Here is a 15,581-nt window from a genome sequence, read left to right on the forward strand (position 1 = left end):
GTGCGGGCAGTACGAGAAGTACGAGAAGTACGGGACGCGCGAGCGGTACGAGACGACACGACGAGAAGCGGAGCGACGACAGTCATGGGCCGAGCGGAAGAGCGAAAAGCGCGGCAGCGCGGCGCGCGCCGAGCCGTGCGCGGCCGCCCGGCCACCGGGCCCGCCGACGCCGGTACGTCCGCCGACGCCGGTACGAGCCCCGCCGAGGGCGCACCGGCGGGCACCGGGCCCGGCTCCGGCTCGGGCGAATCCGGCGAGGGCGCCAAGGCGCGGCGCACCCGCGGCGGCAAGCCCAAGCGCACCGGCATACGCCGCTTCTTCACCTGGAAGAAGCTCCTCGGCTATTTCTTCGGCGTCATCCTGCTCGGCATGCTCGGCTTCGTGATCCTCTACCTGGTGGTGGACATCCCCAAGGGCAACGCCCTGGCGAAGAAGCAGAGCAACATCATCAAGTACAGCGACGGCACGGTCCTGTACCGCGACGGCGAGGTCAACCGCGAGATCGTCGACCTCGACGAGATCCCCAAGGAAGTGCAGCGCACCTTCGTCGCCGCCGAGAACAAGTCCTTCTACAAGGACACGGGCATCGACTTCAAGGGCACCGCGCGCGGCGTGCTCAACACCCTGTCGGGCAAGGGCAAGCAGGGTGGCTCGACGATCACCCAGCAGTACGTCAAGAACTACTACCTGACGCAGGAACAGACCGTCACGCGCAAGCTCAAAGAGCTGGTCATCTCGCTGAAGGTGGACCGCGAGAAGAGCAAGGACGACATCCTCGCGGGCTACATCAACACCAGCTACTACGGCCGCGGCGCGTACGGCATCCAGGCCGCTGCCCAGGCCTACTACGGCGTCGACGCCGCGAAGCTGAGCGTCTCGCAGGGCGCCTACCTCGCCGCCCTCCTCCAGGCGCCGAGCTCCTACGACTACACCACCGCGACCCCGACCGGTAAGAAGCTGGTCAAGGAGCGCTGGAACTACGTACTGAACAACATGGTCGAGGAGGGCTGGCTCGACTCCGGCAAGCGCGACGGGCTGAAGTTCCCCTATCCGCACGCGCCGAAGGCCGCGCCCGGCATGAAGGGGCAGACGGGCTATCTGGTCCAGTTCGCCAACGAGATCGTCCAGCGGCAGCTGATGGAGCAGGGCTACACCAAGTCCGAGGCGGAGGCGCAGCTCAAGCTGGGCGGCTACACCATCACGCTGAACATCGACCGCAAGAAGCAGCGCGAGCTGGAGAAGGCCGTCGACCGCAAGCTCAACGACCGCCTGGACCCGAAGAAGAGCAAGGCCGACGCGCGCGTGCAGGCGGGCGCGGTGTCCGTGGACCCGAAGACCGGCGCGATCGTCGCGATGTACGGCGGCGACGACTACCTCAAGCACTACCGGAACAACGCGACCCGCACCGACTACCAGCCCGCCTCCACCTTCAAGCCGCTGATACTCGCCGCCGCCCTGGAGGAGGGCGCCACCACCCAGGACGGCAAGCCGATCACGGCGAACACGATCTACAGCGGCCGCAGCGAGCGCCCCGTCAAGGGCAGCGACATCGCCTTCGCGCCGCCGAACGAGGACGACCGCTCCTACGGCCCCGTCACCGTGCAGACCGCGATGAACAAGTCCGTCAACTCCGTGTTCGCGCAGATGGGCGTGGACGTGAAGATGGACAAGGTCCTGGAGACCGCGGGCAAGCTGGGCATGGGCACCAAGGGCGTGCCCGCGGTGCCCGCGCAGACGCTCGGCACGATGGGCGCGAGCCCCCTGGAGATGGCCGGGGTGTACGCGACGCTCGACAACCACGGCAAGCAGGTCACCCCGCGCCTCGTGAAGTCCGTCGAGCACAAGGACCGCACCGTCGAGGTGCCGGACGCCATCGGTGACCGGGTCATCAGCCGGGGCGCGGCCGACTCGGTGACGTCGGTGCTCACCGGCGTGGTCGACGACGGCACCGCCCGCACGTCCGTGCGGGACGCGCCCACCCGCAAGGGCCAGCAGGTCGCGGGCAAGACCGGTACGTCCGACGACAACAAGTCGGCCTGGTTCGTGGGCTACACGCCGAAGCTGGTCACCGCGGTCGGTCTCTTCGGCGAGCAGCCCAAGGACGACGGCGAGGTCAAGCGGGGCACCCAGGTGTCCATGCGGGGCGCGGGCGGCAAGCCGCGCGTCGACGGCGGCAGCTTCCCGGCCGAGATCTGGGCGGCGTACACCTTCAACGCGACCGGTTCGCGCACCAAGTTCAATCTGGACACCGACATGGGCGCGGCCGTCGCGCCGCCGCCGGACCCGACCACGCAGGCCCCGCCGACCCCGACGACCCGGCCCACCGAGCCGGACGACGAGGACAAGCCGAGCACCAAGCCGCCGTCGACGAAGCCCCCGACGACGAAGCCGCCGTCGACGAAGCCGCCGACGACCCCGCCGCCCACGAAGCCGACGACTCCGCCGCCGACGACCCCGACGACGCCGACGTCGCCCACGTTCGGGATCCCGGACGACCCGGACGATCGGCGGGCCGACAGATCGTCGCGCGAGGACGAGTAGCGGCGGACGAGTAGCGGCAGGCGTGAGAAGTGCCCGGAACCCCATGGTTCCGGGCACTTTCCGTCGGCCGGTCAGCTGGGTCGGGCGCCGTCGACCTTCGCCGCGACCTTGTCGCCGAGGTCCTTGTCCACGCTGCGCCAGTAGCGCAGCGCCCGGTCCAGGACCGGCCGGGAGACGCCGTCGAGCAGATGCCCGCTGATGTTCGACACCAGGCGCTCGCGCGCCGCGTCGTCGAGCACCTCGCGCACCATCGTGCCGGGCTGCCCGAAGTCGTCGTCCTCGCGGTGCAGCTTGTACGCCTCGCGCACCATCTCGCCCGCGGTCCGCCAGCCCGCCGGGTCCACGGACTCCTGCACGGGAGCGGCCGGGCCGCCGTACGAGTTGGGCGCGTAGGGGCGCGCGACGTGCGCCGGTTCGTAGCGCATCGGGCCGTCCTTCGCGTACGAGCGGACGCCGGAGCGCGGGCGGTTCGGCGGCAGCTGCTGGTAGTTGGGGCCGATGCGGTAGCGGTGCGTGTCCGGGTACGAGAAGAGGCGGCCGAGCAGCATCTTGTCCGGGGACGGGCCGATGCCCGGCACCATGCTGGAGGGCTCGAACGCGGCCTGCTCGATGTGGACGAAGAAATCGTCGGGGTTCTCGTCCAAGGTCATCCGGCCGACCTCGATGAGCGGGTAGTCGCCGTGCGGCCACACCTTGGTCAGGTCGAACGGGTTGAAGCGGTAGTCAGGGGCGTCGTCGAACGGCATGACCTGGACCTTGACCGTCCAGCTCGGATGGTCGCCCCGCTTGATCGACTCGAAGAGGTCGCGGCGGTGCAGATCGCCGTCCTTGCCCGCGAGGTCGTCCGCCTCGTCCTGGGTGAGGAAGTCGATGCCCTGGTCGGTCTTGAGGTGGTACTTCACCCAGAACTTCTCGCCGCCGCCGTTGATCCACATATAGGTGTGCGACGAGTAGCCGTTCATGTGGCGGTACGTCTTCGGGATGCCGCGGTCGCCCATCAGCCAGGTGACCATGTGCGCGGACTCCGGTGACAGGGTCCAGAAGTCCCACTGCATGTCGTGGTCGCGCACCGCGCTGTCGAGGGTGCGCTTCTGCGAGCGGATGAAGTCCTGGAACTTCTGCGGGTCGCGGACGAAGAAGACGGGGGTGTTGTTGCCCACCAGGTCGTAGTTGCCGTGCTCGGTGTAGAACTTCAGGGCGAAGCCGCGGGGGTCGCGCCAGGTGTCGGGGGAGCCCTGCTCGCCCGCCACCGTGGAGAAGCGGGCCAGCATCTGCGTGCGCTTGCCGGGCTGGAACAGGTCGGCCTTGGTGAACTGGCTGACGTCGTTGGTGACCTCGAAGGTCCCGTACGCGCCCGAGCCCTTGGCGTGCACCACGCGCTCCGGCACCCGTTCGCGGTTGAACTGGGCCATCTTCTCGATCAGATAGTGGTCCTGGAGCAGGATCGGACCGTTCGCGTCGACGGTCAGCGAGTGCTCGTCGCTCTCGACCGGAATACCGGCGTTGTCGGTGGTGGCAGGGATGGTGTTGTCGGTGCTGGAGGGGGCCTTCCGGGGCGCCTCGCTCACGAGCGTCCTCCCATCGGAGAGGGGGGTCAGGTCGCTTCGTTCACCACGCCAGTCAACGACGCCGACAAGGCGTCGGCAACTTTTGGCCGGACCGGGCAGGACGGGGCCGAGCCCGGGGGCCGGACCCGGCGGTGGCCGGGTCCGGGTTCCCGCTCAGGTCCGGCTCATGTCTGGTTCAGCTCGAACCAGACCACCTTTCCCGTGCTGAGCCGGGTGGCGCCCCAGCGCCGCGCCAGCTTGTTGACCAGGTACAGGCCGCGGCCGCCCTCGTCCGTGGCGCGCGCCTGGCGCAGCCGCGGCAGCTGCGGCACGTCGTCGCCCACCTCGCAGCGCAGGACGTCGGTCCGAAGGAGGCGCAGCGTGATCGGGCGCGTGGCGTACCGCACGGCGTTGGTGACGACCTCGCTGACCAGCAGTTCCACCGCGTCGTTCAGATCCGTCAGGCCCCAGCGCTCCAGGGCGCTGCGGGCGAGCCGGCGGGCGCGCGACGGGGTGGCGTCCTCCGGTTCCAGGAACCAGTACGCCACGTCGCTGGGCGCGATGCCGTCGAAGCGGGCGGCGAGCAGCGCGATGTCGTCGTCGCGGTCGCCGGGCCCGAGCATGTCGAGCACCTCGTCGCACAGCGCTTCCAGGGGCGGCGGATGGTCGGGCCCGGTCAGCTGGGCGGTGGCGGCGAGCCGCTCGCGCAGCTGCTCTATGCCGGTCCACACGTCGCGGAGGCGGGACTCCACGAGCCCGTCCGTGTACAGGAGCAGCGTCGCGCCCGCCGGGGCGTCCAGCTCGACGGCCTCGAAGTCCACGCCGCCCACGCCGATGGGCGCGCCCGGGGGCACGCGAAGGACCTCCGCGCGCCCGCCCAGATGCAGCAGGACGGGCGGCGGGTGGCCCGCGTTGGCGATGGTGATGCGGTGCGAGACCGGGTCGTAGACCGCGTACAGGCAGGTCGCCATGCGGTCCGAGCCGAGCCGCTGGGCCTGCTCGTCCAGGTGGTGCAGGACCTCCTGCGGCGGCAGGTCGAGCCCGGCGAGGGTCTGCGCGGTGGTGCGCAGCTGGCCCATGATCGCGGCGGACGTCATGGAGTGCCCCATGACGTCACCGACGACGAGCGCCACGCGGCTGCCGGGCAGCGGGATCGCGTCGTACCAGTCGCCGCCGACGCGGGCGGTCTCGGCGGCCGGGAGGTAGCGCGAGGCGAGCCGCACGCCGGTGGCGCGCGGCAGGGTCTCGGGCAGCATCGTGCGCTGCAGTTCGTCCGCGATGTACGCCTCGCGGCCGTACAGGACCGCTTTGTCGATGCCCAGGGCGCTGTGCGTGGCCAGCTGGGCGGCCACCAGCAGGTCGTCGGCCTCGAAGGCGTGCCGGTCCGGGCGGCGCAGGAAGACCGCCGCGCCGATGACCCGCCGCCGCCCCCGCAGGGGCGCCAGGATCGCCCGCTGCCCGCCGGGGGCCGAGCGGCCCTCGCCGAGCAGCTGCGGCAGCGCGCCGAGCGCCGCGGGGGAGTCCGCGAACACCGGCCGCACCCCGCGCAGCACGTGGTCGAGCGCGCTTTCGCCGACGACCTCGCACAGCTCCGCCGCGGTCGCCAGGTCGGACTGGACCTGGAGCGCGGGCAGCGTGCCGCCGTCGGTGTCGTGGTCCTCCGGGATGCGGTCGGTGCGGCGCAGGCGCAGCAGCAGCGGCCCGACCGGGCGCTCGTCGCCCACCGGCAGCGGGTCGCGCAGATAGACGAGGATCGCGTCCGAGAACGTCGGGACCGTGGCCCGGCACAGGCCCATCACGATCTCGTCGAGGTCGATGCCGCGGGCGATGCGCCGCGTCGCCGCGCCCACGAAGCGCAGCCGGTCGCCGTCGCGCCGCATCGCGGCCGGGCCCGGCGGGCGCGGAAGGCCCGAGCGGCGCTCGGTGCCCCCGGGCGGGCCGCCGGCCGCGGCGGACGAGAGCTCGGCGGCGGGGCGGGGCTCGCCCGCGCCGGTGTGCGGCTGGCCGGGAACGCTCTCCGGCGCGGGCCGCGGCCGGTGCCCGCCGGGCCCGTTCGTGGCCGCCGTCGACGACTGGGCGTGCTCGCTGCCCGCGTCCTGCTCACCCGTACGTGCCTGCGCGGGCATGGCGTTCACCCCCGCGGAGCCCCGCACCTCCGGCTCCGGGGTACGCAGCAGCGCCCCGCGGGGATCCGCGGGGGCGGGGGGCCGGGCAACTGGTGCCTTGCGGCCCTCGTAGGGGCTGAGGTGCTCCGTCACGCGTTTTGAATCCGTCCGTCCGGGGCTGCGCGCCGCGCGCGCCGTCCAAGCGTTGCTCAGCCGCGTCGGCAGTGCAGGAATAACTGGTGCTCAGGTGGTGCGTCGGTGCTCGCCGGGGCGTACGCGTACGACTCCTCGTGGGCGATGTCGAAACCGGCGTCCCGCACGACCTGCCGCAGTTCGTCCCGCAGGTAACCGGATACCCGGATTACGTGCCCCAGGAACGGAATCGCCGCGTCGTCCAGGTCGGCCTCGACCATGGACAGCGCGAGCAGACCACCGGGCCTGAGCAGTGACCGCAGCAGCCGAAGAGCAGACGGTATCTCCTCCCGGGGCAGCATCAACAGCGCGAAGAAGCAGGCAATCCCGTCGAACTGCCCCACAGTGCCCGGTCCTTCGCCGTCGATCCGCAGGTCGGCGAGGTCGAGGCGGCGGAACTCGGCCGCGGGCGGGGGTACATTCCCGCGCGCGAGGTCCAGCATTCCGGCTGACAGGTCGACACCCAGCACGGTGTGCCCCGCGTCGGTGAGCTGACGGGCCGTGGGCAGCCCGGTGCCACAGCCCACGTCCAAGACCCGGGACCCGGCGGGCAGTTCGGCGACGAGTCTCTTTCCGGCCGCGAGCTGCCCCTCCTTGTGCGGAAAAGCGATGTCGTACGCCGCGCCGATGGCGTCGAACGCCTCGGCCTGGCCCGTGCGGTCGCGGCCGCCACGCACTCCGTATTCCTCGCTCACGTTCAGCCGCTCCTCGATGACATCCTGTCAGGCCGCGCGGGGGCACCAAGAGTTGCTGCTGTGCGCCCTTGCGGAGGACGATCCTACGTTTGAACCACGGGGGCGCATCAAGGGTCTCACGACGAGACATGCGCGGGCGTGCGGTCCCAGTCACCCGGCAGGGCGGGAATGCGCCAGCTCGCGTCGGGCCGCCACTGCTCCCAGCCGTCCGCGAAGGGGGCGCCCCACGCCTCGATCGCCGCCACGGCCTCGCGGCCCGCCGCGCGGACCGCCGCCGCCCGGTCCTCGCCCATCAGTCCGGCGCGCCGGGCCTGCTCGAACTCGTCCTCATCGTGCCAGCGCCAGGTCCGGTCCGGGTACACGGAGAGGTCGAGGAAGTGGTCCTCGGAGTCCACACCGCCGGACCAGCGGGTGCGGGGCTCCTCCAGGTTCACGTACCAGTTCTTGAACCGCCAGCCCGGCTCCCAGAACAGCCACACCGACCAGGGCTCGCGCGGCCGCGCCAGCTTCAGGACGCCGGTGCCGAACCAGTGGCCGCGGCGGGTCGTGCGCGGCTTCGTGTACCGGGTGGCGAGGGGCTCCTCGTGCACGGAGGTGCCGTCGGCGAGCACCGGACGCACGCACTCCGTGCCCGGCGCCAGCCAGACGGCCAGCAGGTCCTCCGTGTCCTCCACGACGGTGACGGGCCGGCAGATGTGGATCCCGTCCCCGCCGTTGGCGCGGTAGCGCCACAGGATGTGTGCGCCGGGGCTCCAGCGCGGGGCGCCCGCCGCTGCCGTGGTCCCGTCGTGATGGTCTGTCATGAACAGATATTAGGACTCCCCGCTCCTCAAGCGCCGGAGGGGCTGGAAGATCCAGCCCGTCCGGCGTTTGAGGACGAGGCGCGGAGCGCCGATTGACGGGAGCTGCCTACGGGTGGGTCATGCGCAGGACGTCCAGGGCCTCGTCCAGCTGCTCCAGGGTGAGGTCCCCGCGGTCGACGTAGCCGGAGTCGAGGACGACCTCGCGAATGGTCCGCCGCTCGGCAAGCGCCCGCTTCGCGACCTTCGCCGCCTCCTCGTACCCGATGTACTTGTTCAGCGGCGTGACGACGGACGGCGAGGACTCGGCGTACTCGCGCGCCCGCTCGCGGTGCGCCACCACCCCGTCGACGGTCCGGTCGGCGAGCAGCCGCGACGCGTTCGCGAGCAGGCGCACCGACTCCAGGACGTTCTTCGCGATGACCGGCAGCATCACGTTGAGCTCGAAGTTGCCCGCGGCCCCGGCGGTGGCCACGGTCGCGTCGTTCCCCGTCACCTGCGCGGCCACCATCAGGACGGCCTCGGGGATCACGGGGTTGACCTTGCCGGGCATGATCGAGGAGCCGGGCTGCAGATCGGGCAGGCTGATCTCGGCGAGTCCGGTGCGCGGCCCGGACGCCATCCACCGCAGATCGTTGGAGATCTTCGTGAGGCCGACGGCGATGGTGCGCAGCTGCCCGCTGGTCTCCACGATGCCGTCGCGCGCGCCCTGCGCCTCGAAGTGGTCGCGGGCCTCGGTGAGCGGCAGTCCCGTGGCCCGCGCGACCTCGGCGATGACGGCGGCGGAGAAGCCGGGCGGGGTGTTGATGCCGGTGCCCACGGCGGTGCCGCCGAGCGGCAGTTCGGCCAGGCGCGGCAGGGAGGCCCGCAGCCGCTCGACGCCGTAGCGCACCTGGGCCGCGTACCCGCCGAATTCCTGCCCGAGGGTGACGGGCGTGGCGTCCATCAGATGCGTACGCCCGGACTTGACGACGTCGGCGAACTCCGCGGCCTTGCGCTCCAGGGAGGCGGCCAGGTGCTCGAGGGCCGGGATCAGATCGCCGGTGACGGCCGCCGTGGCGGCGATGTGGATCGAGGAGGGGAAGACGTCGTTGGACGACTGCGAGGCGTTGACGTGGTCGTTCGGGTGGACGTCACGGCCGAGCCGCTCGGTGGCGAGCGTGGCGAGGACCTCGTTCGTGTTCATGTTGGACGAGGTGCCGGAGCCGGTCTGGAAGACGTCGACGGGGAAGTGGTCGTCCCAGCGGCCGTCGGCGACCTCGCGGGCCGCGTCCGCGACGGCGTTGGCCACGTCCTGGTCGAGCACGCCGAGCCGCGCGTTGACCTGCGCGGCCGCCGCCTTGATCTCGGCGAGCGCGGCGATGTGCGCGCGCTCGATGCGCTGCCCCGAGATCGGGAAGTTCTCCACCGCGCGCTGGGTCTGGGCACGCCACTTGGCGCCGGCGGGGACCCGCACCTCGCCCATGGAGTCGTGCTCGATCCGGTACTCGCCGCTGCCGTCGTTGCCTGCGCCGCCGCTCATGGTCCGACTGTCCTTCCGTTCCGTATCGTCCGCAACTGCCTCAAAGAACGTGCAACTGCCTCGGAAAGTTGAGCTCTTGTCTTGTTCGGAGTATTCCCAAGGCTCCTACCCACCAGTAAAAACCCTGGGTAACACCAAACCGGGGAGGCGCAATGAAGCGCACGACACGCGTCAGAAAGGGCGGCGCGGGCCGTCTGCGAGCCACGGCCACCGTCGTCACGGCCCTGACGGCCCTGCTCGGCGGCGCCGTGGCGGCCGCACCCGCCCACGCCGCGCCCGCGGGACCGAAGGGCCCGGCCACGACGGCCGCCCCGCTGCCCGCGGACCTGGAGAGGATCCGCGCGGCCGAGGCCACCAAGCTCTACGGCGACGCCGCCGAACGTCCGCTCGCCGAGCGCAAGACCGGCCTGATCTCGCTGGGGGACAGCGAGATCAGCGGCGAAGGCATCGGCCGCTACGAGTCCGGCACCGACGGGCCCGACAACTGGTGCCACCGCTCGCCGGACGCGGCCATCCACCGCACGGGCATTCCCGTCGACGTCACGTACAACGTCGCGTGCTCGGGGGCGACGACCGCGAACGTCCGCATCGGCGGGCAGCAGCAGTACGCCGACGAGCTGGTGCAGAGCGACAACCTCGCCATCAAGGCCCGCAACACCAGGATCAAGGCGATCATGCTGGTCATCGGCGCGAACGACGACCTCCAGTTCGCCCCCGTCATGACCGACTGCGTGACCCGCTACCTCACCCTCCAGGGCCCGTGCGCGCCCAAGTACGCGGGCGGCTGGCAGGCCCGCGTCGACGCGCTCGTGCCGAAGGTCGAGCAGACGGTCCGCGACCTGCGCACCGTCATGAGCCAGGCCGGGTACTCCGGCAGCGACTACAAGCTGGTCGTCATGGGCTACCCGAGCCCGATCGGCCCCGACTTCCGCGACAACCCGAACTTCCCCGGCAAGCTGGCCTGCGGGGGCCTCGGCTACGACTCCGACACCCAGTGGGGCCGCGACGAGGCCGTGCCCGCCTTCGAGCGCGGCATCCGGCAGGCCGCGCGCAGCACCGGCGCCACCTACCTCGACAACTCCCGCCTCTTCCACGGCCACGAGGTCTGCACGGAGGACACCTGGGCGCGGGGCCTGTACGTCGAGCTGTCCAACCCCTTCCCGCCGGACTCCAACTCGGTGCGCCAGTCCTTCCACCCCAACGCCCGCGGCCACGCGGCCTTCGCGTCCTGCCTGACCCAGCTGTACGACTCCGGGTGGGCCGAGGGCGGCTGCGCCGACCCGGCCGGCACGGGCAGCGCCAAGCTCCACAAGGGCGGCTGGGACGACGCGTTCAAGCCCTTGAAGAACGAGGGCACCGGCACCTGCCTCGACGCCGACGCCTCCAGCAGCCGCAACGGCACCAAGGTCCAGGGCTGGGACTGCACCGGCAACCGCAACCAGACGTGGTGGTACGACACCGAACGGCAGTCCCTGCGCACCGGCCTGACGCACGACCGCTGCGTGGACGTGCCCGAGGGCGCCTACAAGGAGGGCACCGCCGTCACCCTCTGGAACTGCCACGGCGGCGGCAACCAGAAGTTCGTGAAGGACGCCGCCACCCTGCGCCCGGCGGCGGCCACCACCCTCTGCCTGACCCTCGCGGGGGCCAAGGAGCCGCTGCGCCTCCAGAAGTGCACGGGGGCTGCGAGCCAGCGGTTCGCATAGCGCCTGCCGGTCCGTAGTGGCTGCTCGCGCAGTTCCCCGCGCCCCTACGGGGCGCTCCTAGGCCAGCCCCGGCCCCCGTACCGGAATCGATGTGAACGTCGGCTCGGGGGCCGGGTTCTGGAAGAAGTCGTTGCCCTTGTCGTCGACGACGACGAACGCGGGGAAGTCCTCGACCTCGATCTTCCAGACCGCCTCCATGCCGAGCTCCTCGTACTCGACGACCTCGACCTTCTTGATGCAGTCCTGCGCGAGGCGCGCCGCGGGGCCGCCGATCGAGCCCAGGTAGAAGCCGCCGTGCGCGGCGCAGGCGTCGGTGACCTGCTGCGAGCGGTTGCCCTTGGCCAGCATGACCTTCGAGCCGCCCGCCGCCTGGAACTGCTCGACGTAGGAGTCCATGCGCCCGGCCGTGGTCGGGCCGAAGGAGCCGGAGGCGTAGCCCTCGGGGGTCTTCGCCGGGCCCGCGTAGTACACCGGGTGGTCCTTCAGGTACTGCGGCATCTCCTCGCCCGCGTCGAGCCGCTCCTTGATCTTGGCGTGCGCGATGTCGCGGGCCACGACCAGCGGGCCGGTCAGCGAGAGCCGGGTCTTGACCGGGTACTTGGTGAGCTCGGCGAGGACGTCGTCCATGGGCTGGTTCAGGTCGATCTTCACGACCTCGCCCTCGTCCAGGTGGGCGTCCTCGGTGTCCGGCAGGAAGCGCGCCGGGTCCGTCTCCAGCTGCTCCAGGAAGACGCCCTCGGCGGTGATCTTCGCGACGGCCTGGCGGTCGGCCGAGCAGGACACGGCGATCGCGACCGGGCAGGAGGCGCCGTGCCGGGGCAGGCGCACCACGCGCACGTCGTGGCAGAAGTACTTGCCGCCGAACTGCGCGCCGATGCCGATGCGCTGCGTCAGCTCGAAGACCTTCTCCTCCAGGTCCTTGTCCCGGAAGCCGTGGCCGAGCTCGGAGCCCTCGGCCGGGATCTCGTCCAGGTAGTGCGCGGAGGCGTACTTGGCGGTCTTCAGGGCGTACTCGGCGCTCGTGCCGCCGACGACGATCGCCAGGTGGTACGGCGGGCAGGCGGCCGTGCCGAGCGAACGGATCTTCTCCTCCAGGAACTTCATCATGGAGGCCTCGTTGAGGACGGCCTTCGTCTCCTGGTACAGGAACGACTTGTTGGCGGAGCCGCCGCCCTTCGCCATGAACAGGAACTTGTAGGCGCCGCCGTCGGTCGCGTACAGCTCGATCTGCGCGGGCAGGTTGGAGCCGGTGTTCTTCTCCTCCCACATGGTGAGCGGAGCCATCTGCGAATAGCGCAGGTTCAGGTTCTTGTACGCGTCGTAGATGCCGCGGCTCAGGGCCTCGTCGTCGCCGCCCCGCGTGAGCACGTTCTGCCCGCGCTTGCCCATGACGATCGCGGTGCCGGTGTCCTGGCACATGGGCAGCACGCCCGCGGCCGCGATGTTCGCGTTCTTCAGCAGGTCCAGGGCGACGAACTTGTCGTTGGCCGACGCCTCGGGGTCGTCGACGATGCGGCGCAGCTGGGCCAGGTGCGCGGGCCGCAGGAAGTGCTGGATGTCGTGGATGGCCTCCTCGGCCAGCTTGCGCAGCGCCTCCGGCTCGACCTTGAGGAAGGTGCGCCCGTCGGCCTCGAAGGTGGAGACACCCTCGGCGGTCACCAGCCGGTACGGAGTGGTGTCCTCTCCCAGCGGGAGCAGATCGGAGTACGCAAACTCTGGCATGACGCCCAATTCCTCACTTGGCAGACAGCGCGGCGCTCGCCTCCATTGGCGGCGCCCGACCAGCGTAGAACGGCCGGGAAGCGGGGTCCTTGTGAGGTAAGGCTCAGTTGGGTGCGGGCCGTGCGCGGCCCGCGCGTGCGCCCGGCGCGAGCCGGTCGCGGGCCATCGAGGGGTAGTCGCGATCTATCGCGTCTGGGTAGTCTTGCGGTGTGGACCTGGAGAAGCGTTCCCCGACACCCCCCACCACGGCGCCGTCGCACCTCAGGGCCTCGGACGCCGATCGAGAGCGGGCCGCCGACGTCCTGGCGGACGCGCTGGCCACGGGCCGCATCGACCCGCAGGAGCACAGCGAGCGGCTCGACGGTGTCTATGGGGCGAAGACGTTCGCCGAGATCGAGCCCCATCTGGCGGACCTGCCCGACCCCGAGGGCCCCGGCGGCGGGACCTCCCTCGCCGAGGCTCCCGCGCGCCCCACGCCGGGTGCGATCCCCGAGAGCGCCGACGAAACGCTGTACGGGGTCTTCAGCGACGCGGTCCGCAAGGGCCGCTGGAGCCCCGGCCGCCGTACGCACGCGTACGCCGTCTTCGGCGACGTGGTCATCGACCTCAGCGAGGCGGTGTTCCGGCACCGGCAGATCGCCGTCAAGGGCTTCGCCGTCTTCGGCAGGGTGAAGGTCCGCGTCCCGGAGAACGTGTCCCTTCGCGGCCGCGGCACCGCCGTCTTCGGCGCCTTCGAAGTGGACACCCTCGAATCGGCGGAGCGTGACGCTCCGGTGGTCTTCGTGGAGGGCTTCTCCGTCTTCGGCGACCTCACGGCCCGCCCCCGGCGCGGCAAGCTCATCCGCGACCTGCGCGGCTTGCTGCACAAGCGCCAGGAGGACTGAGTACGCCGCCGCGCGCCCGGCGCGCACGACGGCTCCACGGCGACGTCACGTTTCGGCCAGGCGGCCCCGGTATCAGGAACCGGAACTTCCGTGCACCGGGACACAGTGCATAGGCCCGCACACAGCGGGTAGAGCTTCGTGCATCGTCTCTCGCTCGCGAAGCCGTCGTCAGGAGTAGACCGTGCTGCAACCGACGCATCAGTCCCTGCAGGTCGCCGCCGTCCCGGCCGCCGGGGCCTCCCCTGCACGAGCGCAGCCGAGCGCGTGGGGAAGGGTGCCAGTGCGCGAGCGGGACCAGGACACCCCATGGCACTCCGACGCCGTCTGCCGTCGCGACGAGGCCGGTCTGTTCTTCGCCCCGTCCAAGGAGCCGACGGCCGCGCGCCTCTCCCGCGAGGAGGCCGCGAAGCGGGTCTGCGCGCGCTGTCCCGTGATGGTCGAGTGCCGCGAGCACGCCCTGCTCCAGCCCGAGCCGTACGGCGTGTGGGGCGGTCTGACCGCCGCCGAGCGCCGGGTGGTGCTCGCCCGGCGCCGCCGGCGCGACCTGGAGCTGAAGAAGGCGACCCGCACGGCGACCGGCGCGGTCGCGGCCGCGGGCTAGCGCCCGCACCCACCCCGGCCCGACGGGCCGGGACCTCGGCACCGTACGACAACGGGGGCGCTCCCCGCACGGAGCGCCCCCGTCGTCCGTGCGCGGTGCGCCGCGCCCGGTGGATCTGCTGGGTCCGGCTGCTCGGCCCGGCTACTTGGCGCGGTCGAAGTCGATCGCGCTGTAGGCGCGCAGCTTCGCGAGCCGGTGGTCGGAGTCGATCTTCCGGATCGTGCCGGACTTGGAGCGCATGACCAGGGACTGGGTCGAGGCCATCTCGGCGCCGTAGCGCACGCCGCGCAGCAGCTCGCCGTCCGTGATGCCGGTCGCCACGAAGAACACGTTCTCGCCGCTGACCAGGTCGTTCGTGGTGAGCGTGCGGTCCAGGTCATGGCCCGCGTCGAGCGCGCGCTGCTTCTCCTCGTCGTCCTTGGGCCACAGCTTGCCCTGGATGACGCCGCCCAGGCACTTGATGGCGCAGGCGCTGATGATGCCCTCGGGGGTGCCGCCGACGCCCATCAGCAGGTCGACGCCGGTGCCCTCGCGCACGGCCATGACCGAACCGGCCACGTCTCCGTCCGAGATGAACTTGATGCGCGCGCCGGTCTCGCGGATCTCCTTGACGATGCCCTCGTGCCGCGGCCGGTCCAGGATGACGACCGTGACGTCCTCGGGGGCGGACTTCTTGGCCTTGGCGACGCGGCGGATGTTCACCGACACCGGGGCGTTGATGTCCACGTAGTCGGCGGCCTCGGGCCCCGTGACCAGCTTGTCCATGTAGAAGACGGCGGACGGGTCGAACATGGTGCCGCGGTCGGCGGCGGCGAGGACGGCGATCGCGTTCGGCATGCCCTTGGCGGTGAGCGTGGTGCCGTCGATCGGGTCGACGGCGATGTCGACCTCGGCGCCGGTGCCGTCGCCGATGCGCTCGCCGTTGAAGAGCATCGGCGCCTCGTCCTTCTCGCCCTCGCCGATGACGACGACGCCGTTCATCGAGACGGTGTGGACGAGGGTCCGCATGGCGCGCACGGCCGCGCCGTCCGCTCCGTTCTTGTCGCCGCGGCCGACCCAGCGGCCCGCGGCCATGGCGGCGGCCTCGGTGACCCGGACCAGTTCCAGGGCGAGGTTGCGGTCGGGGGCCTCCGGGGAGACCTCCAACTCGGACGGCAGATGGTGATGCTCGGTCATCGAGACGCACCTTTCTGATACGACGACGGCCGGATGAGGGTGATGCCTTGACTCTATCCGCAGGTCGACAAAGTGAGCAGGGGGCCCCAC

11 protein-coding genes are annotated in these 15,581 nt (G+C 71.3%); 4 read left to right on the top strand and 7 right to left on the bottom strand.

The window, feature by feature from the left end; translation table 11 throughout:
- Positions 1 to 84 precede the first annotated feature (84 nt).
- The gene (locus CP982_RS26890; protein ID WP_150512833.1) at positions 85 to 2,541 is read left to right on the top strand and encodes a transglycosylase domain-containing protein; all 2,457 of its coding nucleotides are present in this window, start codon (positions 85 to 87) and stop codon (positions 2,539 to 2,541) included.
- Between the two features lie 71 nt (positions 2,542 to 2,612).
- Here CP982_RS26890 and CP982_RS26895 read toward each other — a convergent pair whose 3' ends face one another.
- The 5 genes from CP982_RS26895 to CP982_RS26915 form a co-directional block, all read right to left on the bottom strand.
- Complete coding sequence (locus tag CP982_RS26895; protein WP_184925662.1) at positions 2,613 to 4,109, bottom strand: catalase; 1,497 nt, start codon at positions 4,107 to 4,109, stop codon at positions 2,613 to 2,615.
- 164 nt (positions 4,110 to 4,273) lie between these two features.
- Positions 4,274 to 6,346 carry a SpoIIE family protein phosphatase gene (locus CP982_RS26900; RefSeq protein ID WP_184925659.1) on the bottom strand — a complete coding sequence of 691 codons (2,073 nt, stop codon included), beginning with the start codon at positions 6,344 to 6,346 and terminating at the stop codon, positions 4,274 to 4,276.
- A gap of 56 nt (positions 6,347 to 6,402) precedes the next feature.
- Positions 6,403 to 7,080, bottom strand: a complete 678-nt coding sequence (locus CP982_RS26905) for a class I SAM-dependent DNA methyltransferase (RefSeq protein WP_372503417.1) — start codon at positions 7,078 to 7,080, stop codon at positions 6,403 to 6,405.
- A 116-nt stretch (positions 7,081 to 7,196) separates the two neighbouring features.
- Positions 7,197 to 7,883 carry a cytidylyl-2-hydroxypropylphosphonate hydrolase gene (gene fomD, locus CP982_RS26910; RefSeq protein WP_150512835.1) on the bottom strand — a complete coding sequence of 229 codons (687 nt, stop codon included), beginning with the start codon at positions 7,881 to 7,883 and terminating at the stop codon, positions 7,197 to 7,199.
- Between the two features lie 106 nt (positions 7,884 to 7,989).
- Positions 7,990 to 9,402, bottom strand: a complete 1,413-nt coding sequence (locus CP982_RS26915) for a class II fumarate hydratase (protein ID WP_150512836.1) — start codon at positions 9,400 to 9,402, stop codon at positions 7,990 to 7,992.
- Between the two features lie 152 nt (positions 9,403 to 9,554).
- Here CP982_RS26915 and CP982_RS26920 point away from each other — a divergent pair, with 152 nt between their 5' ends.
- A complete protein-coding gene (locus CP982_RS26920; RefSeq protein WP_150512837.1) occupies positions 9,555 to 11,108 on the top strand; it encodes a ricin-type beta-trefoil lectin domain protein in 1,554 nt (517 codons plus the stop codon).
- A gap of 57 nt (positions 11,109 to 11,165) precedes the next feature.
- Here the strand turns inward: CP982_RS26920 and CP982_RS26925 are convergent, their stop codons facing one another.
- Positions 11,166 to 12,830 (bottom strand): fumarate hydratase, encoded by a 1,665-nt coding sequence (locus CP982_RS26925; RefSeq protein WP_150512838.1) that lies wholly within the window; start codon positions 12,828 to 12,830, stop codon positions 11,166 to 11,168.
- A 209-nt stretch (positions 12,831 to 13,039) separates the two neighbouring features.
- Here CP982_RS26925 and CP982_RS26930 point away from each other — a divergent pair, with 209 nt between their 5' ends.
- Positions 13,040 to 13,714 carry a DUF1707 SHOCT-like domain-containing protein gene (locus tag CP982_RS26930; RefSeq protein ID WP_150512839.1) on the top strand — a complete coding sequence of 225 codons (675 nt, stop codon included), beginning with the start codon at positions 13,040 to 13,042 and terminating at the stop codon, positions 13,712 to 13,714.
- Between the two features lie 181 nt (positions 13,715 to 13,895).
- Positions 13,896 to 14,315, top strand: a complete 420-nt coding sequence (locus CP982_RS26935; protein WP_144320719.1) for a WhiB family transcriptional regulator — start codon at positions 13,896 to 13,898, stop codon at positions 14,313 to 14,315.
- Between the two features lie 141 nt (positions 14,316 to 14,456).
- Here CP982_RS26935 and glpX read toward each other — a convergent pair whose 3' ends face one another.
- Entirely contained in the window at positions 14,457 to 15,491 is a 1,035-nt protein-coding gene (gene glpX / locus CP982_RS26940) for a class II fructose-bisphosphatase (protein ID WP_144320720.1), read from the bottom strand.
- Positions 15,492 to 15,581: the final 90 nt, after the last annotated feature.

The sequence above is a fragment of the Streptomyces spectabilis genome, assembly GCF_008704795.1.
GTDB classification, from domain to species: Bacteria; Actinomycetota; Actinomycetes; order Streptomycetales; family Streptomycetaceae; genus Streptomyces; species Streptomyces spectabilis.

Bases quoted from the DNA above. Each gene is read 5' to 3' on its own strand.
- CP982_RS26890 (WP_150512833.1), top strand. From the start codon at position 85: ATGGGCCGAGCGGAAGAGCGAAAAGCGCGGCAGCGCGGCGCGCGCCGA.
- fomD (WP_150512835.1), bottom strand. From the start codon at position 7,883: ATGACAGACCATCACGACGGGACCACGGCAGCGGCGGGCGCCCCGCGC.
- CP982_RS26915 (WP_150512836.1), bottom strand. From the start codon at position 9,402: ATGAGCGGCGGCGCAGGCAACGACGGCAGCGGCGAGTACCGGATCGAG.
- CP982_RS26920 (WP_150512837.1), top strand. From the start codon at position 9,555: ATGAAGCGCACGACACGCGTCAGAAAGGGCGGCGCGGGCCGTCTGCGA.
- CP982_RS26925 (WP_150512838.1), bottom strand. From the start codon at position 12,830: ATGCCAGAGTTTGCGTACTCCGATCTGCTCCCGCTGGGAGAGGACACC.
- glpX (WP_144320720.1), bottom strand. From the start codon at position 15,491: ATGACCGAGCATCACCATCTGCCGTCCGAGTTGGAGGTCTCCCCGGAG.